The sequence below is a fragment of the Phenylobacterium sp. genome (assembly GCF_046290725.1).
GTDB lineage: Bacteria > Pseudomonadota > Alphaproteobacteria > Caulobacterales > Caulobacteraceae > Phenylobacterium.
In genome coordinates this window covers 871,567-896,761 of record NZ_JBKBUH010000002.1, presented here as the reverse complement: position 1 = coordinate 896,761, position 25,195 = coordinate 871,567, and the positions used below count along the sequence as shown (strand labels likewise).

At 71.1% G+C, this 25,195-nt stretch carries 26 protein-coding genes; 14 read left to right on the top strand and 12 right to left on the bottom strand.

Annotated features, from left to right (window positions below):
• Window positions 1–147 precede the first annotated feature (147 nt).
• The 4 genes from nirB to cobA are packed head-to-tail and all read left to right on the top strand — an operon-like array spanning window position 148 to window position 6,359.
• The gene (gene nirB / locus ACK41C_RS15665; protein WP_409656128.1) at window positions 148–2,601 is read left to right on the top strand and encodes a nitrite reductase large subunit NirB; all 2,454 of its coding nucleotides are present in this window, start codon (window positions 148–150) and stop codon (window positions 2,599–2,601) included.
• Window positions 2,598–2,936, top strand: coding sequence for a nitrite reductase small subunit NirD (nirD, locus tag ACK41C_RS15660; protein ID WP_409656126.1), 339 nt, complete (start codon window positions 2,598–2,600; stop codon window positions 2,934–2,936). Before nirB ends, nirD begins: the two co-directional genes overlap by 4 nt.
• Window positions 2,933–5,590 (top strand): molybdopterin-dependent oxidoreductase, encoded by a 2,658-nt coding sequence (locus tag ACK41C_RS15655; RefSeq protein WP_409656124.1) that lies wholly within the window; start codon window positions 2,933–2,935, stop codon window positions 5,588–5,590. The genes nirD and ACK41C_RS15655 overlap by 4 nt, the downstream gene beginning before the upstream one ends.
• Window positions 5,580–6,359 carry a uroporphyrinogen-III C-methyltransferase gene (cobA, locus tag ACK41C_RS15650; protein WP_409656122.1) on the top strand — a complete coding sequence of 260 codons (780 nt, stop codon included), beginning with the start codon at window positions 5,580–5,582 and terminating at the stop codon, window positions 6,357–6,359. The genes ACK41C_RS15655 and cobA overlap by 11 nt, the downstream gene beginning before the upstream one ends.
• On the opposite strand, the gene ACK41C_RS15645 is transcribed toward cobA, so the two are convergent.
• On the bottom strand, window positions 6,311–6,922 hold the full coding sequence (locus tag ACK41C_RS15645) for a molybdenum cofactor guanylyltransferase (RefSeq protein ID WP_409656120.1): 612 nt from the start codon (window positions 6,920–6,922) through the stop codon (window positions 6,311–6,313). The two genes, cobA and ACK41C_RS15645, sit on opposite strands and share 49 nt — an antisense overlap.
• 110 nt (window positions 6,923–7,032) lie before the next feature.
• Between ACK41C_RS15645 and phnD the strand changes: the two genes are divergently transcribed.
• From phnD to phnE (ACK41C_RS15625), 4 genes are read left to right on the top strand one after another with little or no spacing between them, the layout of a single operon-like run.
• Window positions 7,033–8,058, top strand: a complete 1,026-nt coding sequence (phnD, locus tag ACK41C_RS15640) for a phosphate/phosphite/phosphonate ABC transporter substrate-binding protein (protein ID WP_409656118.1) — start codon at window positions 7,033–7,035, stop codon at window positions 8,056–8,058.
• Window positions 8,055–8,900 carry a PhnD/SsuA/transferrin family substrate-binding protein gene (locus tag ACK41C_RS15635; protein WP_409656116.1) on the top strand — a complete coding sequence of 282 codons (846 nt, stop codon included), beginning with the start codon at window positions 8,055–8,057 and terminating at the stop codon, window positions 8,898–8,900. Before phnD ends, ACK41C_RS15635 begins: the two co-directional genes overlap by 4 nt.
• On the top strand, window positions 8,881–9,774 hold the full coding sequence (gene phnE, locus ACK41C_RS15630; RefSeq protein WP_409656114.1) for a phosphonate ABC transporter, permease protein PhnE: 894 nt from the start codon (window positions 8,881–8,883) through the stop codon (window positions 9,772–9,774). Before ACK41C_RS15635 ends, phnE (ACK41C_RS15630) begins: the two co-directional genes overlap by 20 nt.
• The gene (phnE, locus tag ACK41C_RS15625; RefSeq protein WP_409656112.1) at window positions 9,771–10,592 is read left to right on the top strand and encodes a phosphonate ABC transporter, permease protein PhnE; all 822 of its coding nucleotides are present in this window, start codon (window positions 9,771–9,773) and stop codon (window positions 10,590–10,592) included. The genes phnE (ACK41C_RS15630) and phnE (ACK41C_RS15625) overlap by 4 nt, the downstream gene beginning before the upstream one ends.
• Here the strand turns inward: phnE (ACK41C_RS15625) and ACK41C_RS15620 are convergent.
• Complete coding sequence (locus ACK41C_RS15620; protein ID WP_409656110.1) at window positions 10,573–11,427, bottom strand: carbohydrate kinase family protein; 855 nt, start codon at window positions 11,425–11,427, stop codon at window positions 10,573–10,575. The two genes, phnE (ACK41C_RS15625) and ACK41C_RS15620, sit on opposite strands and share 20 nt — an antisense overlap.
• A 160-nt stretch (window positions 11,428–11,587) precedes the next feature.
• Here ACK41C_RS15620 and phnC point away from each other — a divergent pair, with 160 nt between their 5' ends.
• The 3 genes from phnC to phnN are packed head-to-tail and all read left to right on the top strand — an operon-like array spanning window position 11,588 to window position 13,582.
• Entirely contained in the window at window positions 11,588–12,358 is a 771-nt protein-coding gene (phnC, locus tag ACK41C_RS15615) for a phosphonate ABC transporter ATP-binding protein (protein WP_409656108.1), read from the top strand.
• Window positions 12,358–13,044 (top strand): DapH/DapD/GlmU-related protein, encoded by a 687-nt coding sequence (locus ACK41C_RS15610; RefSeq protein WP_409656106.1) that lies wholly within the window; start codon window positions 12,358–12,360, stop codon window positions 13,042–13,044. The genes phnC and ACK41C_RS15610 overlap by 1 nt, the downstream gene beginning before the upstream one ends.
• On the top strand, window positions 12,971–13,582 hold the full coding sequence (gene phnN, locus ACK41C_RS15605) for a phosphonate metabolism protein/1,5-bisphosphokinase (PRPP-forming) PhnN (RefSeq protein ID WP_409656104.1): 612 nt from the start codon (window positions 12,971–12,973) through the stop codon (window positions 13,580–13,582). Before ACK41C_RS15610 ends, phnN begins: the two co-directional genes overlap by 74 nt.
• Here phnN and ACK41C_RS15600 read toward each other — a convergent pair.
• The 8 genes from ACK41C_RS15600 to phnG are packed head-to-tail and all read right to left on the bottom strand — an operon-like array spanning window position 13,572 to window position 20,027.
• Complete coding sequence (locus ACK41C_RS15600; RefSeq protein ID WP_409656102.1) at window positions 13,572–14,276, bottom strand: DUF1045 domain-containing protein; 705 nt, start codon at window positions 14,274–14,276, stop codon at window positions 13,572–13,574. The two genes, phnN and ACK41C_RS15600, sit on opposite strands and share 11 nt — an antisense overlap.
• Window positions 14,273–15,412, bottom strand: a complete 1,140-nt coding sequence (locus ACK41C_RS15595) for an alpha-D-ribose 1-methylphosphonate 5-triphosphate diphosphatase (RefSeq protein WP_409656100.1) — start codon at window positions 15,410–15,412, stop codon at window positions 14,273–14,275. Before ACK41C_RS15595 ends, ACK41C_RS15600 begins: the two co-directional genes overlap by 4 nt.
• A 4-nt stretch (window positions 15,413–15,416) precedes the next feature.
• Window positions 15,417–16,121, bottom strand: coding sequence for a phosphonate C-P lyase system protein PhnL (gene phnL, locus ACK41C_RS15590; protein ID WP_409656098.1), 705 nt, complete (start codon window positions 16,119–16,121; stop codon window positions 15,417–15,419).
• A gap of 8 nt (window positions 16,122–16,129) precedes the next feature.
• Window positions 16,130–16,927, bottom strand: coding sequence for a phosphonate C-P lyase system protein PhnK (gene phnK, locus ACK41C_RS15585; protein WP_409656096.1), 798 nt, complete (start codon window positions 16,925–16,927; stop codon window positions 16,130–16,132).
• Window positions 16,927–17,832 carry an alpha-D-ribose 1-methylphosphonate 5-phosphate C-P-lyase PhnJ gene (locus ACK41C_RS15580; protein WP_409656094.1) on the bottom strand — a complete coding sequence of 302 codons (906 nt, stop codon included), beginning with the start codon at window positions 17,830–17,832 and terminating at the stop codon, window positions 16,927–16,929. Before ACK41C_RS15580 ends, phnK begins: the two co-directional genes overlap by 1 nt.
• Window positions 17,829–18,935: a carbon-phosphorus lyase complex subunit PhnI gene (locus ACK41C_RS15575; protein ID WP_409656092.1), complete on the bottom strand. Its 1,107-nt coding sequence runs from the start codon at window positions 18,933–18,935 to the stop codon at window positions 17,829–17,831. The genes ACK41C_RS15580 and ACK41C_RS15575 overlap by 4 nt, the downstream gene beginning before the upstream one ends.
• A gap of 1 nt (window position 18,936) precedes the next feature.
• Window positions 18,937–19,560, bottom strand: coding sequence for a phosphonate C-P lyase system protein PhnH (gene phnH / locus ACK41C_RS15570; protein WP_409656090.1), 624 nt, complete (start codon window positions 19,558–19,560; stop codon window positions 18,937–18,939).
• Entirely contained in the window at window positions 19,557–20,027 is a 471-nt protein-coding gene (gene phnG / locus ACK41C_RS15565) for a phosphonate C-P lyase system protein PhnG (protein ID WP_409656088.1), read from the bottom strand. Before phnG ends, phnH begins: the two co-directional genes overlap by 4 nt.
• 154 nt (window positions 20,028–20,181) lie before the next feature.
• On the opposite strand from phnG, the gene phnF reads away from it, so the two are divergent.
• On the top strand, window positions 20,182–20,901 hold the full coding sequence (gene phnF, locus ACK41C_RS15560) for a phosphonate metabolism transcriptional regulator PhnF (RefSeq protein WP_409656086.1): 720 nt from the start codon (window positions 20,182–20,184) through the stop codon (window positions 20,899–20,901).
• Window positions 20,902–20,908: 7 nt separating this feature from the next.
• Here phnF and ACK41C_RS15555 read toward each other — a convergent pair whose 3' ends face one another.
• Both ACK41C_RS15555 and ACK41C_RS15550 read right to left on the bottom strand, forming a co-directional pair.
• A complete protein-coding gene (locus ACK41C_RS15555) occupies window positions 20,909–21,451 on the bottom strand; it encodes a DUF4199 domain-containing protein (protein ID WP_409656084.1) in 543 nt (180 codons plus the stop codon).
• Window positions 21,452–21,569: 118 nt separating this feature from the next.
• Window positions 21,570–21,983: a response regulator transcription factor gene (locus ACK41C_RS15550; protein WP_409656082.1), complete on the bottom strand. Its 414-nt coding sequence runs from the start codon at window positions 21,981–21,983 to the stop codon at window positions 21,570–21,572.
• 98 nt (window positions 21,984–22,081) lie between these two features.
• Here ACK41C_RS15550 and ACK41C_RS15545 point away from each other — a divergent pair, with 98 nt between their 5' ends.
• Window positions 22,082–22,810: an ABC transporter ATP-binding protein gene (locus ACK41C_RS15545; RefSeq protein WP_409656080.1), complete on the top strand. Its 729-nt coding sequence runs from the start codon at window positions 22,082–22,084 to the stop codon at window positions 22,808–22,810.
• The gene (locus ACK41C_RS15540) at window positions 22,804–25,191 is read left to right on the top strand and encodes an FtsX-like permease family protein (protein ID WP_409656078.1); all 2,388 of its coding nucleotides are present in this window, start codon (window positions 22,804–22,806) and stop codon (window positions 25,189–25,191) included. Before ACK41C_RS15545 ends, ACK41C_RS15540 begins: the two co-directional genes overlap by 7 nt.
• The last annotated feature ends 4 nt before the right edge of the window (window positions 25,192–25,195 follow it).

The window sequence follows — 25,195 nt, the reverse complement described above, 5'->3', positions numbered from 1 at the left end:
CTAGAAGGGACGGCGCGCGAAGCAACGAGGTTTCGCCAGGCGGCCCCTCAGCGGCCGCGGCCCCGCAGGGGCCGATCCGGGCAAAGGCGTCCATCCCAACAGTTTTTCGCCCCACGCATCGTCCGTGGGGCCAGGACGGAGAGGGCGATGCCCAAGGAACGTCTGGTCGTCATCGGCAACGGCATGGCCGGGTGCCGCGCGGTCGAGGAGATCCTCAAGCGCGATCCGGAACGCTACGAGATCGCCATCGTCGGCGCCGAGCCGCGGGTGAACTACAACCGCATCATGCTCTCGCCGGTGCTGGCCGGGGAGAAAACCTTCGACGACATCGTCATCAACGACGACGCCTGGTACGCGACGAACGGGATCGCCCTGCATGCAGGACGTCGCGTCATGGCCATCGACCGGGCCAGCAAGCGCGTGGAAGTCGAGGGCGGCGAGGCGCTCCCCTACGACAAGCTGATCCTGGCCTGCGGGTCCGACCCGGTGCGCCTGCCCCTGCCGGGCGCCGGCCTGGAGGGCGTGGTGACCTTCCGCGACCTCGATGACGTTGAGGCGATGGTGGCGGCCGCCGAGCGCGGCGGCCGGGCCATTGTGATCGGCGGCGGACTGCTGGGCCTCGAGGCGGCTTACGGCCTGGTCCGCCGCGGCATGGGCGCCACGGTGATCCATCTGATGGACGTTTTGATGGAGCGGCAGCTCGACGAGTCCGCCGGCCACCTGCTGCGCGAGGCCCTGGCCGAACGCGGCGTCGAAACGATCCTGGGCGCCCAGTCGGAGGAGATCCTGGGCGAGGGCGGCCGCGTCGCCGGCCTGAAGCTGAAGGACGGACGGATCATCCCGGGCGACCTGCTGGTCATGGCCGTCGGCATCCGGCCCTCCACGGCCTTGGCGACGGCGGCAGGCCTGACGTGCGGGCGCGGCGTGGTGGTGGACGACGCTATGCGCACCTCGGACCCGGACATCTTCGCCATTGGCGAATGCGCCGAGCATCGCGGCGTCGCGTACGGGCTTGTGGCCCCGATCTGGGACATGTGCCGGACGCTCGGCGAGGTGATGACCGGCGGCGAGGCAGCCTATGAGGGCTCGCTGCTGCAGACGCGGCTGAAGGTCTCCGGCGTCGACGTCTTCTCCGCCGGCAAGTTCGGCGGCGGGGCGGGCTGCGAGGACGTGGTGTTCCGCGACGCCGGCCGCGGCGTCTACAAGCGCGTGGTCATCGAGGACGGCAAGATCGCCGGCGCGGTGCTGTTCGGCGACGCCGCCGATGGCGGCTGGTACTTCGATCTGATGCGCAGCGGCGCCGACGTGGCCGAGATGCGCGACACCCTGATCTTTGGCCAGGCGATCGCGGAGGCCCTGCGCGGGGTGGACCCTAAGTCGGCCGTTGCGGCCATGCCGGACTCCCAGGAGGTCTGCGGCTGCAACGGCGTCTGCAAGGGCACCATCGTCCAGGCCATCGTCGACCAGGGCCTGACGACCCTGGAGACGGTGCGGGCGCACACCAAGGCCTCGGCCTCCTGCGGCTCGTGCACGCCCCTGGTCGAACAGCTGCTGGCCCTGACCCTGGGCGACGGGTTCCAGGCCCAGACGGGGCCGAAGCCGGTCTGCGGCTGCACCCATCGCGGCCACGACGAGGTGCGCCGGCGCATCGTGGCCGAGGGCCTGAAGTCCATGCCGGCGGTGATGCAGGCCTTGGAATGGACGACGCCGGACGGCTGCGCCTCGTGCCGGCCGGCCCTGAACTACTACCTGCTCTGCGCCTGGCCCGGCGAATACCGCGACGACAAGCAGTCGCGGTTCATCAACGAGAGGGTGCACGCCAACATCCAGAAGGACGGGACCTATTCCGTCGTGCCACGCATGTGGGGCGGGATGACCAGCGCCGACGAGCTGCGCGCCATCGCCGACGTGGTCGACAAGTTCGCGATTCCCACCGTGAAGGTCACCGGCGGCCAGCGCATCGACCTGCTGGGCGTGAAGAAGGACGACCTGCCGGCCGTCTGGGCCGACCTGAACGCCGCGGGAATGGTCTCCGGCCACGCCTACGCCAAGGGCCTGCGCACCGTGAAGACCTGCGTCGGCTCGGAATGGTGCCGGTTCGGCACCCAGGACTCCACCGGCCTGGGCGTACGGCTCGAGAAGTTCATGTGGGGTTCCTGGACGCCCGCCAAGGTGAAGCTCGGCGTCTCCGGCTGTCCGCGCAACTGCGCCGAGGCCACCTGCAAGGATATCGGCGTGGTCTGCGTCGACTCCGGCTACGAGATCCACATCGGCGGGGCCGCGGGCCTGCACATCCAGGGCACGCAGATCCTGACCAAGACGTCCAGCGAGGACGAGGCGGTCTGGGCGATCTGCGCGGTGACCCAGCTCTATCGCGAGCAGGGCTGGTACCTGGAGCGGATCTACAAGTGGATGGATCGCGTCGGCCTGGAGAGCATCCGCGCCGAGATCGAGGAGCCGGAGCGCCGCCGCGCGCTCTATGACCGCTTCGCCTATTCCCAGCGCTTCTCGCGCATCGATCCGTGGGCCGAGCGGGTAGCCGGCCGCCACAGCGACGAGTTCAACCCCATCAGCCGCCGTCTGGAGTTCGCCCCGGCATGAATGCGTATGTGAAATCGCCGGTCGTGTGGATCGATGTCGGTGCGGTGACCGACATCCCCTTGCGCGGGGCTCGCCGGGCGCCGAGCGCCAAGGGCGACGTGGCCATCTTCCGCACCGGCGACGGCGAGATCTTCGCCTTGATGGACCGCTGCCCGCACAAGGGCGGCCCCTTAAGCCAGGGCCTGGTGCACGGCCATGCGGTGACCTGTCCGCTGCACGCCTGGACCATCGAACTGGCCACCGGCGAGGCCATGGGCGCCGACCGCGGCAAGGGCTGCGCGCCCGTCGTGCCCTGCAAGGTGGTTGAGGGCCGCATCCTGCTGGGCCTGGCGTGACGGAGCCGGCGACCCTCACGACCTGCCCCTATTGCGGCGTCGGCTGCGGCGTCGCCGGACGGGCGGGGGAGGGGCGCAGCCTCCAGGTGACGGGCGACGCCGTCCATCCCGCCAATTTCGGCCGTCTGTGCTCGAAGGGGACCGCGCTCGGCTCCACCGTGCACCTGCAGGGGCGGCTGCTGGAGCCCGTGGTCGAGGGGCGTCCGGCGAGCTGGGATGCGGCCATCGCACGCGTGGCCGAAGGGTTTTCGCGCGCCATCGCCGAGCACGGGCCGGACTCGGTCGCCTTCTACGTCTCCGGCCAGCTGCTGACCGAGGACTATTACGCGGCCAACAAGCTGATGAAGGGCTTCATCGGCTCGGGCAACATCGACACCAATTCCAGGCTTTGCATGGCCTCGGCGGTGGCGGCCCACAAGCAGGCCTTCGGCGCCGATCTGGCGCCCGGCTGCTACGAAGACCTGGATCTGGCGGACTTGGTGGTCTTTTCCGGCCACAACGCCGCCTGGACGCATCCGGTCCTCTTCCGGCGGATGGAGCAGGCGCGGGCCCGCGGCCAGCGCTGGATCGTCATCGACCCGCGGCGGACCGACACCGCCGAGGGCGCGGACCTCTTCCTGCCCCTCGCGCCCCAGACCGACGTGCGGCTGTGGAATGGCCTGCTGGCCTGGCTGGACGCCCACGGCGGGGTCGATCGCGACTATGTGGCCGCCCACGTCTCAGGCTTCGGCGAAGCGATGCGGGCGCTGGCCGCCGAGGACCAGAGCCCAGCTGCCGTGGCGCAGGATTGCGGCCTCAAGCCTGAGGCGGTGCTGGCCTTCTATGCGGCCTTCGCCGAGACGGCGCGCGCCGTGACCCTGTTCAGCATGGGGGCCAACCAGTCGGCGCAAGGGGTGGCCAAGGGCCTGGCGATCCTCAACGCCCATCTGGCGAGCGGCAAGATCGGCAAGCCGGGCGCCGCGCCCTTCTCCATCACCGGCCAGCCCAACGCCATGGGCGGGCGCGAGACCGGCGGCATGGCCACCACGCTCGCGGCCCATATGGATTTCGGTCGCGCCGACCGCGAGCGCGTGGCCGCCTTCTGGAACGCGCCTCGCCTCGCCGCCGGACCCGGCTTGAAGGCGGTGGAGATGTTCGAGGCGGTCCGCGCGGGTCAGATCAAGGCCCTGTGGATCATGGCCACCAATCCGGCGGTCAGCCTGCCGGCGGCGAGCCGGGTGCGCGAAGCCCTGGCCGCCTGCCCGCTGGTGGTGGTCTCCGAGGCGATGGCCGAGACCGACACCACAGCCTTCGCCCATGTGAAGCTGCCGGCGCTGGCCTGGGGCGAGAAGGACGGCGTGGTGACCAATTCCGAGCGCCGGATCTCGCGCCAGCGGCCGCTGTTCGCCGCCCCGGGCCAGGCCCGGGCAGACTGGCGGATCGTCGCCGATGTGGCCCAGGCCATGGGGTTCGGCGAGGCCTTCGCCTGGCGCCGCCCCGCCGAGGTGTTCCGCGAGTACGCCGCCCTGACCCGGTTCGAGAACGACGGCGCGCGGGTTCTTGACCTCGGGCCGCTGGCGGAGCTGTCCGACGCGGAATACGAGGCGCTGGAGCCGGTGCAGTGGCCGGTCCGCGCCGGCGGGGGAACGGCGCGGCTGTTCGAGGACGGGGGTTTCCCCACCTCCGATGGGCGGGCGCGGATGATCCCCATCAGGCCGCAAGGCCCAGCGCGAGCGGTGGACGCCGACTACCCTCTGTCGCTCAACACGGGCCGGGCGCGGGACCACTGGCACACCATGACGCGGACGGGCCTTGCGCCCGAACTCTGCCGCCACGCACCCGAGCCGATGCTGGAGATCCACCCGGCCGATGCGGCGCTCTATGGGATCGCCGACGGCGAGCTTGCGCGGGTGGAGACCCGGGCGGGGGTGGCGATCGTCACCGCCAGGCTGACCGACCGCCAGCGGCGCGGCGGGGTATTCCTGCCTATGCACTGGACCGACGCCTTCGCACCCCAGGGGCGCTGCAATCCGCTTGTGGAAGCCTTCGTCGACCCGACTTCTGGGCAGCCGGAGTTCAAGCACACGCCCGCGCGTGCCGCGCCCTATGGGGAAACCTGGCGGGGGTTCTTCGTCTCGCGGGACCCGCATCCTGCGCCGGCGGGTCTCGACATCGTCTGGCGGCGCACCCCCTTCGACGGCTGCCACGTGCACGAGTTCGCAGGCCTTGGCGGGGCGGCCGAGCGCGAGGCCGTGGCCGCCGCCCTGGTCCCGGCGCGTTCGGGCGAGATCCTGGCCATGGACGACCCGGCCCTGGGAACGCTGCGCCGCGCGGTGCTGGCCAACGGCCGGCCCGAGCGCGTGCTGGTGATGAGCGAGATGGGCGGCCTGCCCATGCGGGGCTGGATCGCCGACCGCTTCCTGGACGAGGCCTTGTCCCTGGCGGACCGGGCGGCCCTGCTGGCCGGACGGGCGGGGGCGCGGGATGACGGCGCCATCGTCTGCGCCTGCTTCAAGGTGGGTTTGCGGCGGCTGGAGGCGGCGCTCGGCGATGGCGCGGCGAGCCTGGAGGCCCTGGGCGCGGCGACCGGGGCGGGCACGAACTGCGGCTCCTGCCGGCCGGAACTGGCCCGCCTTCTGAAGGACCATGCGAAGGAGGACGCCCATGCGGCCTGAGACCGGACGCGTGCTGCTGACGGGCGCAGGCCCGGGCGCGGTGGACCTGATGACCGTGCGGGCGATGCGCGCCGTGCAGGGCGCCCAGGCGCTGCTCTACGACGCCCTCGTGCCCGAGGAGATCCTGGCGCTGGCGCCGGCCGCCTGCCTGCGCATCCAGACCGGCAAGCGGGCCGGCAGGGCCAGCATGAAGCAGGAGACCATCAACCGCCTGATGTTGCGCCTGGCGCGGCGGGGGCTGGCGGTGGTGCGGTTGAAGGGCGGCGACCCTTCCGTGTTCGGCCGCTCGGGCGAGGAGCGCGCTTTTCTCGAGGCCCACGGCGTCGAGGTGGAGGTGATCCCGGGCGTCACCGCCGCCAGCGCCGCAGCCGCCCAGTTCGGCTTTCCCCTGACCCATCGCGGCGAGGCGCGCCGCGTCGCCTTCGCCACCGCCCGGGTTCAGGACGGAAGCGTGGTGGAGGGCGGCTGGAGCGCGCTCGCCGACCCGCAGACGACCGTGGCGCCCTACATGGCCCGCGACGCCGCCGGCCCGGCCGCGGCGCGGCTGATGGCCGAGGGGCGCTCCGGCGCTACGCCGGCCCTGGCCATTCAGAACGCCGGCCGGCCCCAGGCCCGGCTGGTGCCGACCACCCTGGCGGGCCTCGGCGAAGCCACGGCGCAGGCGGCCTTCGACGGCCCGGTCCTGCTGGTGGTGGGCGAGGCCGCGGCCCAGGCGCGCGGCTACGGCGCGGCCGCGCCCGCCCGGCGCTCCGCCTCGGCCAGGTCCTGAGGGGTGTTGACGTTCAGGAAGTCGTCGGCCTCGGCGAAGTCCACATGGGCGCAGGCCAGGCTTTCCACATAACGGCGAACCGCCGGGTGGCCCCGCGACAGGGCGTCCGTCAACGGCTCGATCAGCTCGATCCCCCAGGCGGCGCAGAGGGGGTGCAGGCCGTCCGGCGCGCGCGCCACGGCGCAGGAGGCGTCCGCCATGGCGGCGATCAGGCGCGGGACCAGGTCGTGCGGAACGAGCGGCGTGTCGCAGGGCAGGGTGACCAGAATCTCCGCATCTTCGTCGCGCGCCCACATCAGCCCGGCCAGGACGCCGGCCAGGGGGCCGTCCGGGGCGTCCGGCGGGTCGCGGACCACCTCGAAGCCCAGCATGCCGGCGGCATCGGCCACCGCGCCGGGCCGGGCGTTCACCGCCACCTCCCGGCAATGCGGCAGCAGGCGCGCGGCCGCGCGGGCCATCAGGCTCTCGCCGCAGAAGAGCGCCAGCGCCTTGGGCGCGCCGAACCGCAGGGCGGCGCCGCCGGCGATCACCAGGCCGAAGACCTTCGGGCGTTGCGAGTCCATGACCCGATCTTTCCAGAGACCGCGCGCCGCCGGAAGCCCGACAAGTCGCCGAGGTTGAAGCCGGCGCGTCACGAGGGCGTCATCGGGCCGTCACCGCAAGGCGGCATGTCTTGAGCCCGACCCCGGCGCGGACGGGGCGGGAGAACGATCGGCTCATGCGACATTGCAGCGTTCCGGGCGGCGTCCCGGCCCTTGTGGCCCTGGCCGTGGCGCTCGCCCTCGGCGGCTGCGGCGGCAGGGCGGAGACCGCGTCCGGCGATTGGCGCTCGGAGATGAAGCAGGTGCGGATGGCGGTGCGCGGGTCGGAGGACGACCCGACCATGGCTCGCCGCTGGAGCGTCTATCGCGATTATCTCAGCCGAGCGACGGGATTGCCGGTGAAGCTCTACGAGAGCTCCGACTACAACGGGACGATCCAGGCCCTCTCCACCGGCCAGGTGGACATGGCCACCATCGCCGGCGGCGGCTACGCCAATGTCGACGCCCAGGTGGGCGGCAAGGTCGCGCCGATCCTGACCGTGCGCCAGGCCGAAGGCGACATGGGCTATTATTCGGCCCTGCTGGTGCGCGCCGACAGCCCGATCCGCAGCCTGGCCGACATGAGGGGCCGCAGCCTCGGCTATGTCGATTTCAATTCCACCTCGGGGTACCTCTACCCTCGCGCCAAGATGCGCGAGCAGGGGGTCGACCCGGACGCCTGGTTCGGCAAGACCAGCTTCGCCGGCGGTCACACCCAGGCGGTGATGGCGCTGGAGAACGGCCAGTTCGACGCCACCATCATTCAGGCCGGCGGCGGCGATCCCGAGCACGGCTTCACCACCGGCGCCCACTACACCATGGCCCGCCGCGGCCTCGTCGACACCGACGACTTCCGGATCGTCTGGACGGCGGGACCGATCCCCAACTCGGCCATCGTAACGCGAACGGACCGGCCTCAGCCCTTCATCGATATCGTCCGCGGAGCCATGGCGGCCTTGCCCTACGACCATCCCGGCATGTGGCGCGACATCGGCCAGCCCGAGGGCGGCGCGCTGACCGCCGTCGACCACAGCTTCTACGCCGACGTCATCGCCCTGCGCGCCGACGACATCGCCGGCCGCCGGGCCAGGCGCCGGCGTGACGGGGCGGACTCGTGAGGGCCCCGGCGGCGGCCCTGATGCTGGCCCTTTCGGCGACGGCGGCTGCGGCCGAACCGGCGCCCTTGCGCCTCGCGTCCATAGGGGCGGCCGAGGCCCCTTGCCGGCCGCTGGAAGCTTCGGATCCGGCGGGCGAACGCGCCTATCACCGGCTGCTGGAGCAGCGGTTGGGCCGCCCGGTGCTGAAATGCCCGGTTCCGGACAAGGCCGCCGCGGCCCGAGGTTTGGCGGCGGGGAGGCTGGACCTGGCGGTGCTCGATCCGGAAACCTACACGCCGGTCCGGGCCCAGACCCGGGCGATCCTGACCGTACGGCCCAGGGGCCGGCTGAACCGCATCCCCGTCGTCGCGGCGGTGAAGGCGAACGCGCCGATCCGCTCCCTGGCCGCAGCCAAAGGGACGCGGCTGGTCTATGGCGGAACCTGGCCGGCCGCACATGCGACGCCGAGCCAGGCCCTGGCGGACCAGGACGCCGGCGCCGGGCATTTCGCCTCGGAGACTGTGGCCCGTGATCCAGACGCCGCGGTCGCGGCCCTGCGCGGCGGATCGGCCGACGTGATGGTGCTGAACGCGGCGGCCTGGCAGCGGCTCTGCCGCGGCGACCGGCCCCAGGAGAACAAGTGCGCCGACCTGCGCGAGGTCTGGCGCGGCCGACCGCGGGCCACGGCCGCGCTGGTGGCCCGGCGCGACTTGCCTGAGGAACTGCGCTTCCGCCTGGTCGGCATCCATGTGGCCATGCACATCGAAGCGAAGGAGGCCTTCACCTGGGCCTCGGCCTGGATCCCGGACGGCGCGGAGTTCGAACCTACGGAGGCAGAGGCCCTTGCGATCGCCGCCCGCTGAGGTCGTCGCCGCCTTCGAGCGCGACCGCCGCAAACTCCTGCGCCGCCAGCGGGCGCAGGCGCTGGCGGGCCTGTTGATCTTCTCGGCCCTGCTCCTCGTCTCCTTCCAGCGCAGTCAGTTCTTCTCGTCCGACATCGGCGGCGACCCGCTCGGCCGGATGGCCGACTTCCTCGACCGTATGATCCCGGACCTCAGGGGCGAGGCCCTGCTGGCCGACCGACGGATGGAAGGTTCGCTCGCCTGGTGGTTCTACGATCTGCCGGAATGGCTGCGACTGGGCTGGCAGACGGTGGAGATGGCCATCGTCGCCACCGTCCTGGGCGCGCTGGGCGGCGCGCTCGCCGCCTTCCTCTGTGCGCGAAACCTCATGCCGTTCGCGCCGGTGCGCTTCGCCGTGAGGCGGACCCTGGAGGCGATCCGCACCCTACCGGACCTGATCATGGCCCTGGTGCTGGTGGCCGCCTTCGGGGTGGGGCCGCTGGCCGGCGTCATCACCCTGGCCATCTCGACCATGGGCGGGCTCGGCAAGCTGTTCTCGGAGATCAACGAGGAGGTCGATCCGCGGCCGCTGGAGGCCATGGAGGCGGCCGGCGCCGGGCCGATCGCCAAGATCCGCTTCGGGGTGATCCCGCAGGTCCTGCCGAACTACGCCTCCTACGCCCTGATCCGGCTGGAGGGGAACCTGGCCGGCGCGGCGGCGCTCGGCATCGTCGGGGCCGGCGGTATCGGGCTCGAACTGCAGCGGGCCATCACCTACACCGAGTTCGACACCTATCTGGCGATCCTGCTGCTGATCGTCGGCATGATCTTCCTGATCGACCTGGCCTCCGAAGCCATCCGCCACCGGCTGATGGGCCTGGGAGAAGCGCGGTGAACGGCGAGGCCTACAACCGGGCCATGACCGCCGCGCCGGGCGTCCTGCGGCCCAGCCTCGGGCGGCGCGCCCTGCGCCTTGGTCTGTTCGCCGGCGCGATCGTGGCCTTCGTCGCCATGTGCGTGGACCTGCAGCTGGCCCCGGCCTCGCTGTTCGGCGGGGTCGAGAAGCTCGGGCGCTTCGCCGCCGCAGCCATCCAGCCCTCCGACGGCGGCCAACTGCTGCGCATCGTCCGCGCCCTGGCCGAGACCTTCGCCATGGCCTTCGCGGGCACGGTGCTGGCGGCGCTGGCGGCCGTCCCCTTGGGAATCCTCGGCGCCAAGACGGTGGTAGGGAACCCAGTGCTGCACTTCGCTTTCCGTCGGTTCCTGGATCTGTTCCGCGGGGTGCCGGCCCTGGTCTGGGCGTTGATCCTGGTCTCGGCCTTCGGGCTCGGCCCCTTCGGCGGGGTGATCGCCTTGGCGCTCGCCGACATACCGAGCCTCGCCAAGCTGTTCTCCGAAGCCATCGAGAACTGCGATCCGAAGCCCCAGGAGGGCGTGCGGGCGTCCGGCGCCTCGCCGCTGATCGTGCTGCGCTACGGCCTTGTCCCGCAGGTGGCGCCGGTGGGCGCCAGCCAGGTGCTGTTCTTCCTGGAAAGCAACTTCCGCAACGCCGCCGTCCTGGGGGTCGTCGGGGCCGGCGGCGTCGGCTTCGAGCTGGAGGAGCGCATCCGGATCTTCGCCTTCGACGAGGCGCTGTTCATCATCGCCCTCTACATGCTCTGCGTGGCGGGCCTGGACACGGCGTCCCAGCGGCTCAGGGCGAAGCTGGCCTGAAAGCCCGAAAGGCTCCGCTGACCGGCGCCGAGCCCTCCAGGCTGGCCGCCGTGGCGCCCCAGAGGCAGGCGTGGGCCAGGGCCTGCGCCATCTCTGCGCGGGCGCTCAGCGCATCCAGCAGACCCGCGGCGAAGACGTCGCCCGCGCCGGTGGCGTCGGCGACCTTCACGGCGGGCGGAATAACGCTCAGCGTCTCGCCGTCGCCGAACGCCCGTGCGCCGTCGGCGCCTTGGGTCAGCACCACCCAGCGCAGCCGAGGCCCGAAGCGGCGGCGGCCGACGCCCAGGGGCTCGGCGCGCATGTCGGGCGCGGCGTCGTCCCAGGAGCCAACCAGCACGTCGCAGGGGCCGGCATAGGCGCCGCAGGGCCAGTGGACGATCACCGGGCCGTCGCAGGCGCGCGCCCATGCTTCGGCTTCGGGATAGGCTGCGCGGACCAGCAGCCCCTTGGTTGGGGCCGGGGCCGGCAGCGGCGGCAAGTCCACCGGCTCGGGATCGAGGGTGAGGATGGCGCGCTCGCCGTCCGGGGCGAGGAGGATCAGGGTCGTGCGGCTGGCGCCCGGCCGCCGGACGACGAAGCGGGTGTCGAGGCCTGCGGCCTTGGCCAGATCCAGCAGCCGCGCGCCGTCGGCGTCGTCGGCGATATAGGCCAGGAGCGCAGCGGGCCTTCCTGCGCGGGCCAGGGCCGTGGCCGCGTTGGCCCCGCCGCCGCCCAACCGGCCGGCGAGAGCTCCATCCAGGGAACGCCCGATCATCCGCGCGCCGGGCATGAGCGGCCCATCGAGGCGGATCGGGCGGTCGAGGGCGAGCGCCCCGATGATGGCGAGATCTATCATGTGCGTCGCGGGCGGCGGTGAAGGGGTGAAATCTAGGGCCGGGCCGTGACGTTCCGGCGAAGCCGACAAATCGCCGGCTGGTGGAGGCGCCGGGGTGCGCGGCGTCACGCTCGGGTCATGCGCGGGCCCTAAGCTCCTGGAAACAAAGGGCGGAGGTCCGATGCTCGAGCTGCACGGCGTCACCAAGCGCTTCGGCGAAACCCTGGCCGTCGATCAGGTCTCCTTCACCTGCCGGCGCGGCGAGCTGGTCGGGATCATCGGCCGATCGGGGGCGGGCAAGTCCACCCTGCTCAGGCTGATCAACCGCCTGACCGATCCCAGCGAGGGACGGATCACCTGGGACGGCGAGGAGGTGGGGCGGTTGAAGGGCAAGGCCCTGCGCCGGTGGCGACGCCGCTGCGCCATGATCTTCCAGCAGTTCAACCTCTGCCCGCGCCTGGACGTGCTGACCAACGTGCTGGTCGGCGTGGTGGCCGAGCGGCCGATCGCCCCGTCGCTGGTCAAGTTCTTCCCGGCCGAGGATCGCGCCCGCGCCATCCTGGAGCTCGACACGCTCGACATGGCCCAGACCGCCCTGCAGCGCGCCGCGACCCTCTCCGGCGGCCAGCAGCAGCGGGTGGCCATCGCGCGCGCCATGATGCAGGAGCCCGACCTGGTGCTCGCCGATGAACCGGTGGCTTCCCTCGATCCCGTCAACGCCGAAGTGGTGATGGAGGCGCTGCAGCGGATCTGCCGCGAGCGCGACGTGCCGGTGATCGTCAATCTGCACAGCCTCGACATCGCCCGGCGCTACTGCACCCGCGTGGTGGCGATGGCCAAGGGGGCGGTGGTGTTCGACGGCCCGCCGTCCGGCCTGACCCCGGCGGTGCTGGAGCGGGTCTATGGCGGCCGCCGTGCGGCCGATCCGGCGCCGCTGGTGGAAGCTGCCTGATGGCCCTGCGTCTGGCCGCTCGGCCGCTTGAGCCAGGCTATCTCTATTACGAACGGTTCGAGGCGGCGGAGAGCGGCGAGCTCGACGCCTCCGCCCCGCGGGTTCACAAGGATGCGCGGGTGCACGACTGCGTGCTGGGCCCGTGGACGCGGGTCGGCGCGCGCACCAGCCTCTCGGAAACGGCGATGGGCGCCTACAGCTACATCGTCGACGACGCCAGTTCGGCCTATGCCGAGATCGGCAAGTTCTGCTCCATCGCCCGCGATGCGCGGATCAATCCCGGCAATCACCCGACCTGGAAGGCCGCCCAGCACCACTTCAGCTATCGCGCCCGCTCCTACGATCTGGGGCCGGAAGACGATCACGAGTTCTTCGAATGGCGCCGGTCGCACAAGGTCGTCCTGGGGCACGACGTCTGGATCGGCCACGGCGCCACCGTGCTGCCGGGCGTGACGATCGGAACGGGCGCGGTTGTCGGCGCGGGCGCTGTGGTGTCCAAGGACGTGTCGCCCTTCACCATCGTGGGCGGCGTGCCGGCGAAGCCGATCCGCGAGCGCTTTCCGAAGGCGGTGCAGGACGGCCTGCTGGCGCTCGCCTGGTGGGACTGGAGCCATGACCGACTGGCCGACGCCCTTGAAGACTTCCGCCGCCTCGACGCCGACGCCTTCGTCGAAAAACACGCCTGAGGGCGGGATGTTGGTGCTGGTGGTCGGCCCCTCGGGCGTGGGCAAGGATACGTTGCTGGACGGCGCGAAGACGGCGCTGGCGGGCGATCCCGGCTACGCCTTTCCCCGCCGCGAGATCACCCGGCCGGCCGAGGCCGGCGGTGAGGATCATATCGCCGTCAGCCCGGAGACGTTCGCCGCGCGGGAAGCCGCCGGCGGCTACGCGCTTTGCTGGCGGGCGCACGGCCTGGCCTACGGAATTCCATCGGGCGTCGACGCGATGCTCGCGGAAGGCCGAACGGTGGTGGTCAACGCCTCGCGCGAGGTGTTGGGGACCGCCCGGGGGCGCTATCCGGGCTTGCGCATCGTCTCGATCGTCGCCGATCCCGCCAGGGTGGCTGAGCGCCTGGCGCGCCGCGGCCGCGAGACGCCTGAGGAGATCGCCGGTCGGCTGGCGCGCGCGCCCGCGCCGGTGAGCGGCGCCGACGTGGTCGAGGTGCGCAACGACGGAACGCGCGAAGAGGGGCTGGCCGCCTTCCTGGCCGCCCTCAGGCGCTGACGGCCTCGGCCTCGAAGGCGAAACGGGCCAGGATTTCGAACGGCGCGGCCCGGTCGGCCTGAGCGTAGACGGCGACGCCGTCGAACCGGTGCGGACCCGAGACATCCGCGAAATGGGTCTGCAGGGCGCCGAGTACGCGATCCCGCCCGGCCTCGTCGCGGATCTGGCCGGTGAGCGTCATGTGGAAGCGGAAATCCTCAAAGACGTAGGGATAGCCGTAGCGGAGAAGGCGCGCGTCCTGCTCCGGCGTCAGCGGCGCCTTGCGGCGGCGCGCGAGATCCCCCTCGGACAGCGGCGCGCGGAAGGGCTCGAACTCCCGCACGCAGGCGGCGTGCAGGGCGTCCATCTCCGGCGAGGGGCCGGTGAGGCGGAAGGCCAGGAAGCGGCCGAGCGCAGCCGGCGCCACGGCGGCCTCGAAAGGCGCGCGGCCGGCGGCGAAGGCCGCGGCGAACGCCAGGATCTCGGCTTCGGTTCGGCCCTCCGCCAGCTCGAACGGAGCCTTCAGCGTGGCGTGGAAGCCGTAGAGGCGCGGATCGGCGGTGAGCGCCTCAAGATCAAGGTCGGCCAGGCCCGGCAGGGCGGGGCGCGCCAGGGCCTCGCCCGACCAGGCGTCGCGGCCGAGCCAGGCGGCCGCCTTCTGTGAGAGCAGGCTCTCCCGCGGCGGGGCGTAATAGACGGCGTAGCGGGCGCTCATGCCACGCGCAGGCCTTCGCGCCAGACCTCGCGAGGCGCCGGCCAGCCGCCGGGCGGCCGACGCACGCGCACCAGGTCGGCCCGCTGGCCCGGCGCGATCTCGCCGCGGTCAGAGAGCCCGAGCGCCCGGGCGGGGCCGGCGCTGACGGTGGAGACCGCCTTCTCCGCCGGCCAGCCGTAAAGATCCATCAGCAGGAAGGCCGAGCGCAACATGGAGAGCGGCACATAGTCGGAGGCGAGGATGTCGAGCAGGTCTTCCTCCGCGCATAGACGGGCCGACAGATTGCCCGAGTGCGATCCGCCGCGCACCAGGTTCGGACCGCCCATGCAGATCGCCATGCCATAGTCGCGGGCCTTGCGCGCCGCGTCGAGGGTGACCGGGAACTCGGCGATCACGCAGCCGTCGGCGTGGGCCTCGTCCACGTGCTCGATCGTGGCGTCGTCGTGGGCGCAGAGCGGCACGCCATATTCGCGGGCGAAGGCCACCACGCTGCGGCGGTTGGATTCGGCCACCGTCGGGTCGCGGCCGGCGTGGCGGCGAACCAGCATCTCCTGGATTTCGTCCTCGCTCTTGCCGGCGGCGGCCATGCGGGCCTGCAACGCGCCGACGTCGGCGGTCTGCCGCTGGCCGGGCGTGTGGTCCATGACCGACAGAAGCTTCAGCCGCGGATGGTCGGCGTGGGGCTCGAGCAGGGACAGGAGCTCCGGATTGGTCACCTCGCAGCGCAGATGCAGCAGGTGTTCGGCCCGCAGGGCGCCCTCGGCCCGGGCGGCGTCCATGGCCCCGATCATCGGCCCCAGCGCCGCCTTGCGGTCCAGCCCGTCCTTGCGGCCGTGCAGGCTGAGCGAATCCAGCACCGTGGTGATGCCGGCGGCCGCGCACTGGCCGTCGTGAGCGAGGGCGGCGCCATAGGCGTCCCACAGGGCGCCGGGTCGGGGCTGATAGTGCTTTTCGAGATTGTCGGTGTGGATGTCGATCAGGCCGGGGATCAGCATGTCGCCGGACCAGTCGAGGGCCGCCGCAGAGGGTCCGGTCCTCTCGTCTACCGCGGCGATAGCGCCGTCGCGGATCACCACCTCGGCGGCGACCATGCCCTCGGGCGTGACGACGGCGTTCGAATAGATGCGTTTTTCCATTATCTTAGGCCGCTATCTTGAACTGGGCGACGGGGAACAGGCGGGTGGCGACGGCGTCGCGGACATCGTGGTCGTGGAAGATGCCGATCATCGCCGCGCCGCCGGCCAGGGCCTGGCGGATCAGCTCGACCACGATGGCGCGGTTCTCCGCGTCCAGCGAGGCGGTGGGCTCGTCGAGCAGCAGGACCGGATAGTTGCGGATGAAGCTGCGGGCGATGTTCACCCGCTGCTGCTCGCCGCCGGAGAAAGTGGCGGGCGGCAGGTCCCAGTGCGCCTTGGGCAGGCGCAGGGCGGCGAGCAGGGCCTCGGCGCGTTCCCGGGCCTCCTCCTCGGCCACACCGTTCTCCAGCAGGGGCTCCATGACCAGCTGCAGGGTTGGGATGCGGGGAATGACCCGCAGGAATTGGCTGACATAGCCCAGCGTGCGGCGGCGGATGTCCAGCACCTGGTGCGGCTCGGCGGTGGTGATGTCCACATAGGCGCCGTCGTGGCGCACCCGCACCGCGCCTGCCGTGGGCAGGTAGTTGCCGTAGATGGAGCGCATCAGGGTCGACTTGCCGACCCCGGATTCACCCGCCAGGACGACGCACTCGCCCGGCCCGACCTCCAGGCGGAGGCGCTCGAACACCGGAATGGCCGCGGACTCGGCGTTGTGCAGGACGAAGGTCTTGGCGAGGTCTTCGACCACGATGAGGGGTTCGGAGCTCATGGGCGCGCCTAGATCTGGAGGACGGAGGAGACGAGAAGCTGGGAATAGGGATGCTGAGGATCGTCCAGCACCTGGTCGGTCAGGCCGGTCTCGACCACTTCGCCGCCCTTCATGACCATCAGCCGATCGGCCATCAGCCGCGCCACGGCCATGTCGTGGGTGACGATGATCACCGCCAGACCCAGGTCCCGGACCAGCTCGCGCAGCAGGTCGAGCAGGCGCGCCTGCACCGAGACGTCGAGGCCGCCGGTGGGCTCGTCCATGAACACCAGGCGCGGGCCGTGGATCAGGTTGCGCGCCACCTGGATGCGCTGCTGCATGCCGCCGGAGAAATTGCGCGGCTTGTCGTCGATCCGGCGAGTGTCGAGCTCGACCCGCTCCAGCCAGTCGATGGTCGCCTGGCGCATCTTGCCGTAGTGGCGGTTCCCCAGGTTCATCAGCGGCTCGGCCACGTTGGCGCCGCCGGAGACGCGCATCCGCAGGCCGTCGCGGGGGTTCTGGTGCACGAAGCCCCATTCCTCGCGCTGCATCCGCCGACGGTCCGGCTCGGCCAGGCCGTAGATGTCGGCCATGCCGAAGCGGGTGGTGTCGAACTCCACCTTGCCCGAGGTCGGCGCGAGCCGCCCCGAGATGCAGTTGAGCAAGGTGGTCTTGCCCGACCCGCTCTCGCCCACCACGCCCAGCACCTCGCCGGGACGGAGTTCGAAGGAGACGTCGCGGCAGCCCAGCACATGGCCGTACCACTTGGTGAGGCCTTCGGCGCGGAGCAGCGGCGCGGCCTGGATGGCCCGAGGCATGGCGGTCATCAGGCGGGCTCCGTCTGGTCGGCGGCGAGCATGTGGCCCGCCATCGGGCCCGCATGGCCCGCGGCGCGGCGTTCGGCGCAGTAGTGGCTGTCGGAGCAGACGAACATCCGCTCCCCGGCGTCGTCGAGCACCACCTCGTCGAGATAGCTGTCGCCCGCCCCGCACAGGGCGCAATTCTGCTCCCAGGTCTGGGTTTCGAAGGGATAATCCTCGAAGTCGAGGTTGCGGACCCGGGTGTGCGGCGGCACGGCGTAGATCCGCTTCTCGCGGCCGGCGCCGAACAGCAGGATGGCCTCGTTGTCGTCGAGCTTGGGGTTGTCGAACTTCGGGATCGGCGATGGGCTCATCAGGTAGCGCTCGTCGACGAGGGTGGGATAACCGACCGTCGAGGCGATGCGGCCGTAGGCGGCCACGCTCTCATAGAGCGAGACGTACTGCAGGCCGTATTCCTCGTAGGCATGCATGGCGCGGGTCTCGGTCTCCCGGGGCTCCAGGCCCCGCAGGGGCTCCGGCTGGGGCACCTGGAAGACCAGCACCTGGCCGGCTTTCAGCGGCTTTTCGGGGATTCGGTGCCGGGTCTGGACGATGGTCGCCTCGCCGGTGTCCTCGGTCACCGCCACCTCGGCGACCTTGGCGAAGAAGCGCCGGATCGAGACGGCGTTGGTGGTGTCGTCGGCGCCCTGGTCGATGCACTTGTAGACATCGTCCGGTCCGATGATCGCGGCGGTCAGCTGAATGCCGCCGGTGCCCCAGCCATAGGGCACGGGCATCTCGCGCGAGCCGAACGGCGCCTGGTAACCGGGGATGGCCAGGGCCTTCAGGATCGCCCGGCGGATCATCCGCTTCGTCTGCTCGTCCAGATAGGCGTAGTTGTAATAGCGCTCGGGCGCGTTCGAACGGGTCATTCGGCGGCTTCCTTCATCGCGGCCTCGCGGGCGAAATAGTCGCGGCGCAGGCGGCGGATCAGCTGCAGGTCGGCCTGGAAGTCGACGTAGTGGGGCAGCTTCAGGTGCTGCACGAAGCCGGAGGCCTCCACATTGTCGGAGTGGTAGAGGACGAATTCCTCGTCCTGGACCGGCGCGTTCGCCTCGCGGCCCTCGGCGTCGCGCAAGGCGCGGTCGACGATGGCCATGGACATCGCCTTGCGCTCGCAATGGCCGAAGGTCAGGCCATAGCCGGCGGCGAACTGCGGCGGCCGTTCCAACCCGCCCGCGCCGGTGGAGATCATGTGGCACTCGGTGAGCGTGATCTCGGCGATCTCGACGGGGAAGCCGAGCTCGTCGGGCGCGAACTCCACGGCCGTTTCGCCCAGGCGGATCTCGGCGCAGAGCGGATGGGTGCCGCCCCAGCCGCGCTGGGAGGAATAGGCGAGGCTGAGCAGGAAACCCTCGTCGCCGCGGGCGAGCGCCTGCAGGCGCTGGTCGCGGCCGGCCGGGAAGGCCATCGGCTCGCGCGTCAGGTCGAAGGGTTCGGTCGGTTCCTGACTGGGAACGTCGGTTTCCAGCAGATCCTCGTGGGCGAAGACCGAGGCCACCGTGGCCATGGGATAGGCCTGCGGCTCCTCGGCCTCCAGGGCGGACTCAACCGGGGTCTCGCCGTCGGCGGCGAGGGCGAAGTCCAGCAGCCGATGGGTGTAGTCGAAGGTCGGGCCCAGCACCTGGCCGCCGGGAATGTCCTTGAAGGCCGCCGAAACCCGCCGGCGCACGGCCATGGCGCCGGTCTCCACCGGAATAGAGGCGCCGAACCGGGGCAGGGTGGTGCGATAGGCGCGCAGCAGGAAGATCGCCTCGGGCAGGTCGCCTCGCGCCTGCTTCACCGCCAGGGCCGCGAGGTCGCGGTCGTAGCAGGAGCCCTCGGCCATCACCCGGTCCACCGCCAGCGAAAGCTGCTCGCGGATCTGGGCCGTCTCGACTTCCGGCACGGACCTGTCGCCGCGCCGGTCTTCCGCAAGCCAGCGATGGGCGCTGTCGATCGCCTTCTCGCCGCCCTTAACCGCCACATAGGCCATGTCAGTCTCCCTGGATGGTGACGCGGGTGGAGCGCGGCAGGGCCGCGAGTTGGTCGCCGGCGGCCAGCAGCAGGTCGACCCCGAACTGGAACCGCGCACGGTTCGCCTGGACCTGGGCCCAGAAGCCTTCCGGCAGCCCCCGGGGCGCAAGCTGCGCCTGGCCTTTGATCCCCGGCCCGGCCAGCACGGCCGCCTGGCCGCCATCCAGCGCCGGAATCTGGAGGATCGCCGTGGTGGAGCGGTCCGGATACTTGGCGTCGCCTTCGTTGAACGCCGCCAGAACCGGGGCTGCGGCCATGTCGGTCACGATGGCGAAGGCCGCCGCGCGCGGGTCGTTAGTCAGCGGACAGCCGCAGTGGAACCGCAGCCAGGCCTCAACCCCGCCGTCGCGCAGAGCCGGGTCGAGCCAGACCGGCGTCTCGAAGTCGAAGAGCGTCAGGGCCACGGCGGCCGTCGCGCGGTGCAGGCCCTGCGGCGGGTCCGGCGCGAAGGTGAGTTCCTGCACCGTGCCTGGGCGGGCGACCGCATCCATGATCCGCCGGAACACCGCCTGGGATTCCCGGGTCGGGTCGGCGAAGGCCGGGGCGATGCCGGCGAGGTCGAGCGGGGAGGCGGGCTTATTCATCGCGCCGGACCCCGGGTGCGGACCATGGTGAAGAAATCGACCTTGGTGGCCGCGGCCTTGCGGGCCGCGGCCTCGCGGCGGGCGGCCTGGGCGGCGGCCAGACGCTCGACCACCGGGCCTTCCACCGAAGGACGCAGGGCGGCGGACTGCATCATGGCGTCGACGGCCGCGGCGATCTCGGCGTGTTTGCGGTCGCGGCCGGCCACGTAGCCGACGCCGGTCTCGCCGCTCGCCAGCCGCACGGCGGCGCGGGTGACGGTCATTTCACCCAGGTTGAAGGCGTCGCCGGTCCCGCCGGCGCGGCCGCGCACCAGCACCATGCCGATCTCCGGCGCGCGCAGGGGGCTGTAGGCGGGCGGCGCGACCCCTTCCCAGGCCGCCAGCACCTCCTTGGCCGGGGCCTTGGCCAGGACGGAGAGCCAGCGGCGGCGTTCCGCCTCGGTCTCGACAACCGGTTCGAGCGGCATTTCTCACCTCCGACAACCAAGCAAGATGTTGTATTCGTCGAAGTCGAGTGTTAGTTGAGCCGATATTCGGCCGCAAGAAGTCGATGGTGAACTTTCTTTGACAACAGTAAAACTTGTCTAGTCGCTCGTCTTAATACCGATAAGGAGGCGCGATATGGTGCTCGGCATGCCGCTTTGGCGGGAGATTTCTCAGTCTATCGAGCGTCGGATCCTGGCGCGGGAGCTGGTTCCCGGCGACAAGCTGCCGACCGAGTTCGAGCTTTCGCGCGAGTTCATGGTCAACCGCCACACCGTGCGGCGGGCGCTGTCGGACCTTCAGGACAAGGGCATCGTGGAATCGACCCAGGGGCGCGGCAGCTTCGTGCGCCGGGCGGCCAAGCCGATGCGCCTGCGCCGGCGGCCGCGTTTCACCGAGAGCGTCCTGCAACGGGGGCGCACGCCGCGCACGGAGATCCTGAAGCTGCAGATCAAGCCGGCCGATTCACGGGTGGCCGGGCAGCTTGGCCTGCGGGCCGGTCAGGCGGTGATCTATCTGGAGCGCCGGCGGTTCATCGACGACGAGCCCACGGGGCTCAGCCAGCACCATTTCAGCCATGAGCGGTTCCCGACCTTCATGGAGATGTACCGGGCCCGGGGCAGCATCACCCAAACCCTCGTCGACTCCGGCGTGCCGGACTATACCCGCCGGCGCACCGCCATTTCCGCCCGACTGCCTACGGCCCAGGAGGCTGAGCTCCTGCATCTGCCGCGGCACGTGCCCCTGATGGTCCACCGCTATCTGAACGTCGACGGCCTGGGCCGGCCGCTGGAATATGGCGTCTCCCGCTCCACCACCGAGGTCGAGATCGAGTTCCCGGAGCTGGAGCGGGGCTGACGGAGCGTCAGGCCGAGACCGGGCGCGCCCGGGCGGGCAGGAAGCGCGGATTGCGAAGCAGGGCGGCGCTGACCAATGAGATCAGGAGGCCGACGGGAAAGATCTCCAGGAAGGTCATGGGGACCCGGAAGAGCGGATTGGCGTACTGGAGGCGCATCGCCTCCAGATCCGCGGCTAGCTTCTCGTACTCCGCCCCGGAGACGCCGGCGGCGCGCCTGGTCTCCAGCATCTGGGCGACGTACTGGTCCATGAACCGGTAGCCGGTGGCGGCGAGATAGATCTCCCAGACCACGATGTAGGCGAGGGCGGCCACGAGGGCGATGCCGAGGCCGATCAGGAAGGCCTTGCCGAAGCCGATCACGCCGCCGAGCGCCTGGTCGCGGTGTTGCTTCACCCCCACCAGGATCGAAGACAACGCGGCCAGCATGATGAGATAGCCGACCCAGACGTTGGAATGCGGCGCATCGGCGAAGGCGACGATGCTGCCGATGATCCCGGCGATGATGACCAGGCCCGAGATCAGGCCATAGATCAGAACGATGCGCGACATGGCGCCTGCTCCCTCGTGTCATGCCCCAAATGGCGCGGCGAGCCTGGCCGAGCTTGAACCTCTGCGGCATCGCCCGAAAGGGTGAATTCGTCAGTTTCGGTTGTTCGGCGGACAGCTTTCAGGGGATCAGGTGCAGGTCGCGGGCCTTGCCGACCGCCTGGGTGCGCCGACCCACCTCGAGCTTGGCGTAGAGGTTGGCGATGTGCGTCTTCACGGTGTTGGGCGAAAGCCCGAGCCTGCGGGCGATCTCCTTGTTGGATAGGCCTTCGGCCAGGCGCTCCAGAACCTTGAGTTCCTGCCCGGTAAGGCCCAGCGCTGCGAGGGCCGCCGTATTGCGCTGGAAGGCCGGCGGCGCGGTTCGCCGGCTGAGCCGCCAGCCGGCCCAGACCCCGAGAGCGGCGAATCCCGCGCCGACCAGCGCCACATAGGCGTCGCGGGGCAAGGCGCGCGTCAGGTACTGCACCTCCAGCCACTGCAGCGCGAACGCGCCCGCCGCCAGCACCACAGCCCAGGTCGCCACCGTCCGCATCATGGCGGGATGCTGCGCGATCGCGGAATGGCGTCAAGTGGCCCGCGCTCGGCCGTCCTCAACCCTAGCTTTAGCGCCTCGCCTCGCGGTAAGGAGGCGACATGGCGATCTCCGAGCAAGCTGCGCGGGGCCTCTGCTTCGCGACGCGCGGGCTGACCAAGGTCTATGGATCCGGCCCGGCCGCGGTCCACGCCTTGCGCGGCGTCGACATCGATCTGCCCGACGGCGAGATGGTGGTGGTGCTCGGCGCCTCGGGCAGCGGCAAGTCGACCTTCCTCAACATCCTGGGCGGGCTGGACGCCGCCACCTCCGGCGAGGTGAGCTTCCGCGGCCAGGACATCGCCGGAGCCACCGAACGGGAACTGACCGAGTACCGCCGTCGTCACGTGGGTTTCGTCTTCCAGTTCTACAACCTGATGCCTAGCCTGACGGCGCGCGAGAACGTGGCCCTGGTCACCGAGATCGCCGAGAATCCGCTCAAGCCCGAGGATGCGCTGGCCCTGGTCGGGCTGGAGAAACGCCTGGACCACTTCCCGGCTCAGATGTCCGGCGGCGAGCAGCAGCGCGTGGCCATCGCCCGCGCCGTGGCCAAGCAGCCCTCGGTGCTGCTGTGCGACGAGCCGACCGGCGCGCTGGATTCGGCCACGGGCGTGCGGGTGCTCGAGGCGCTGAAGACGGTCAATGACGACCTGGGCGCCACCACCCTGCTGATCACCCACAACGCCGGCATCGCCTCCATCGCCGACCGGGTGGTGGTGTTCGCCGACGGAGCCGTGCGCGAGGTGCGGGAGAACGCCCAGAAGAAGGCTCCGCGGGACATCTCATGGTGATGCGCCTGCCGTCCCGAATGCGGGCGCTGGACCGCAAGCTCGTGCGGGACCTGTGGGCGATGAAGACCCAGGCCCTGGCCATCGCGCTCGTCATCGCCGCCGGCGTCTCGGTCCACCTGCTGGCGACCGGCATGCTGAGTTCGCTGGAGGAGACCCGGCGCGCCTATTACGAGCGTTACCTCTTCGCCGACGTCTGGGCGCCGACCGTGCGGGCGCCCCAGGCGCTGATCGACAGCATCCGCGCGATCGACGGCGTGCAGGCCGCCGAGACGCGCGTGCGGATCGGCGCCCTCTTCGACGTCGAAGGCATGGAGGAGCCGGCCACCGGCGAGGTCATTTCCCTGCCGGACCAAGGTCAGCCGGCGGTCAACCGGCTGCACCTGGTCCGCGGACGCGCGCCCCGGCCCGACCGTCCCGAGGAAGCCGTGGTGCTGCAGGCTTTCGCCGACGCCCATGAGCTGGATGTCGGCGACGTGGTTCCGGCCACCATCTATGGCGGGCGGCTCGACCTCGTCATCTCGGGGGTCGCCCTGTCGCCCGAGCACGTCTACGCCATCGCGCCGGGGCAGATGGTGCCCGACGAGCGGTTGTTCGGCGTGATGTGGATGGGCCGCCGGGCCCTGGCCCGGGCGGTGAAGCAGGACGGCGCCTTCAACGAGGCCGTGGTGCGCCTGTCGCGCGACGCTTCGGAAGCCGCGGTGATCGCCCGGCTTGACCGCTTGCTGGAGCCCTATGGCGCGCCGGGGGCCTATGGCCGCTCCGAACAGATCTCCGACGCCTTCGTCTCAAGCGAGATCGACCAGCTATCCACCATGAGCGTCGTCCTGCCGCCGGTGTTCCTGGCCGTGGCGGCCTTCCTGGTCAATGTGGTGATCGCCCGGCTGATCGCGGTGCAGCGCGCCGGCGTCGGGCTGATGAAGGCTTTCGGCTATTCCAACCTCGAGGTGACGGCCCATTACCTGAAGCTTGTGGCCGCGATCGGGGCTGGCGGCCTGGCGCTCGGCGCAGGGGCGGGCGTCTGGCTGGGTCGGATGATGGCCGAGCTGTATGCGGCCTATTACCGGTTCCCCTTCCTGGTCTTCCAGGCTCACCCGGCCGACTACGCCGTGGTGACCGGCGTGGCGGCGGTCGCGATCCTGGGCGGCGCGGCCTTCGCCGTTCGGCGGGCGGCGGCGCTGAACCCAGCCGAGGCCATGACCCCGACGCCGCCGCCTGACTATTCCAAGGCCGCGGGGGCGGGCGTGACGAAGCTTGCGGTCTTCGACCAGCAGTCCCGGATGATCCTGCGCCAGATCGTGCGCTGGCCCTGGCGCGCGGCCTTCACCGTGGCGGGAATCGCAGCTTCCGGCGGGCTGCTGGTCGCCACGCTCGCGGCCATCGACGGCATGAACGTGATGATCGATTCCAGCTTCAACGTCGCCAACCGCCATGACATCGCCGTCACCTTCGTGGAGGCGAGGCCGCAGCGCGCCTTCTTCAGCCTGGCGCGGGAGCCGGGCGTGCTCGCGGCCGAGCCGTTCCGCGCCGCCTCCGCAAGGCTCCGGCACGGTCATCGGGAAGAACGCGTGGCGATCGTCGGCGCGCCGCTGGACGCGAAGCTGTCGCGGATGATCGACGCGCAGAACCGTCCGGTCTATCCGCCGCCGGGAGGCCTGCTCCTCTCCAGCGACCTGGCGGAGAAGCTTCAAGCCGGGCCGGGCGACGTGCTGACCGTCGAGATCACCGAAGGGCGGCGGCCGGTCGTGGAGCTGCCGATCGCGGCGGTGAGCACCAGCTATGTGGGCTCCGGCGCCCAGATGCGGCTCGAGGATCTCAATCGCCTGCTGCGGGAAGGCCCCGTGGTGTCCGGCGCCTACCTCACGGTGGACGAGTCGGGGGTCGAGGGGCTCTATACGCGCCTCAAGCGGGCGCCGGCCGTGGCGGGCGTCGCCCTTCAGTCCCTCGCAGGGGAGCGGCTGGCGGAGATGCTGGACCAGAGCCTGGGCGCCGCCATCGGCGTCTATATCTTCTTCGCCGGCCTGATCACGCTGGGCGTGGCCTACAACACCGTGCGGATCTCGTTCGCCGAGCGCCAGCGGGAGCTGGCGACCCTGCGGGTCCTCGGCTTCTCGCGGGCGGACGTCTCCTACATCCTGCTGGGCGAGGTCGCCCTGCTGACGCTGGCGGCCCTGCCGCTGGGCGCTGCAGCGGGGGCGGGGCTGGCCTGGTACCTGGCCCACGCCATGAGCTCGGAGATGTTCCGCCTGCCGTTCGTCATCGCCCCGGCCACCTTCGGGGTGGCCGGGGTCGTGGTGCTGGCGGTCACCGCCGGGTCGAGCCTTCTCGTGCGTCGACAGATCGACCGACTCGACCTGCCCGCAACCTTGAAGACGGGGGAGTAGCCGG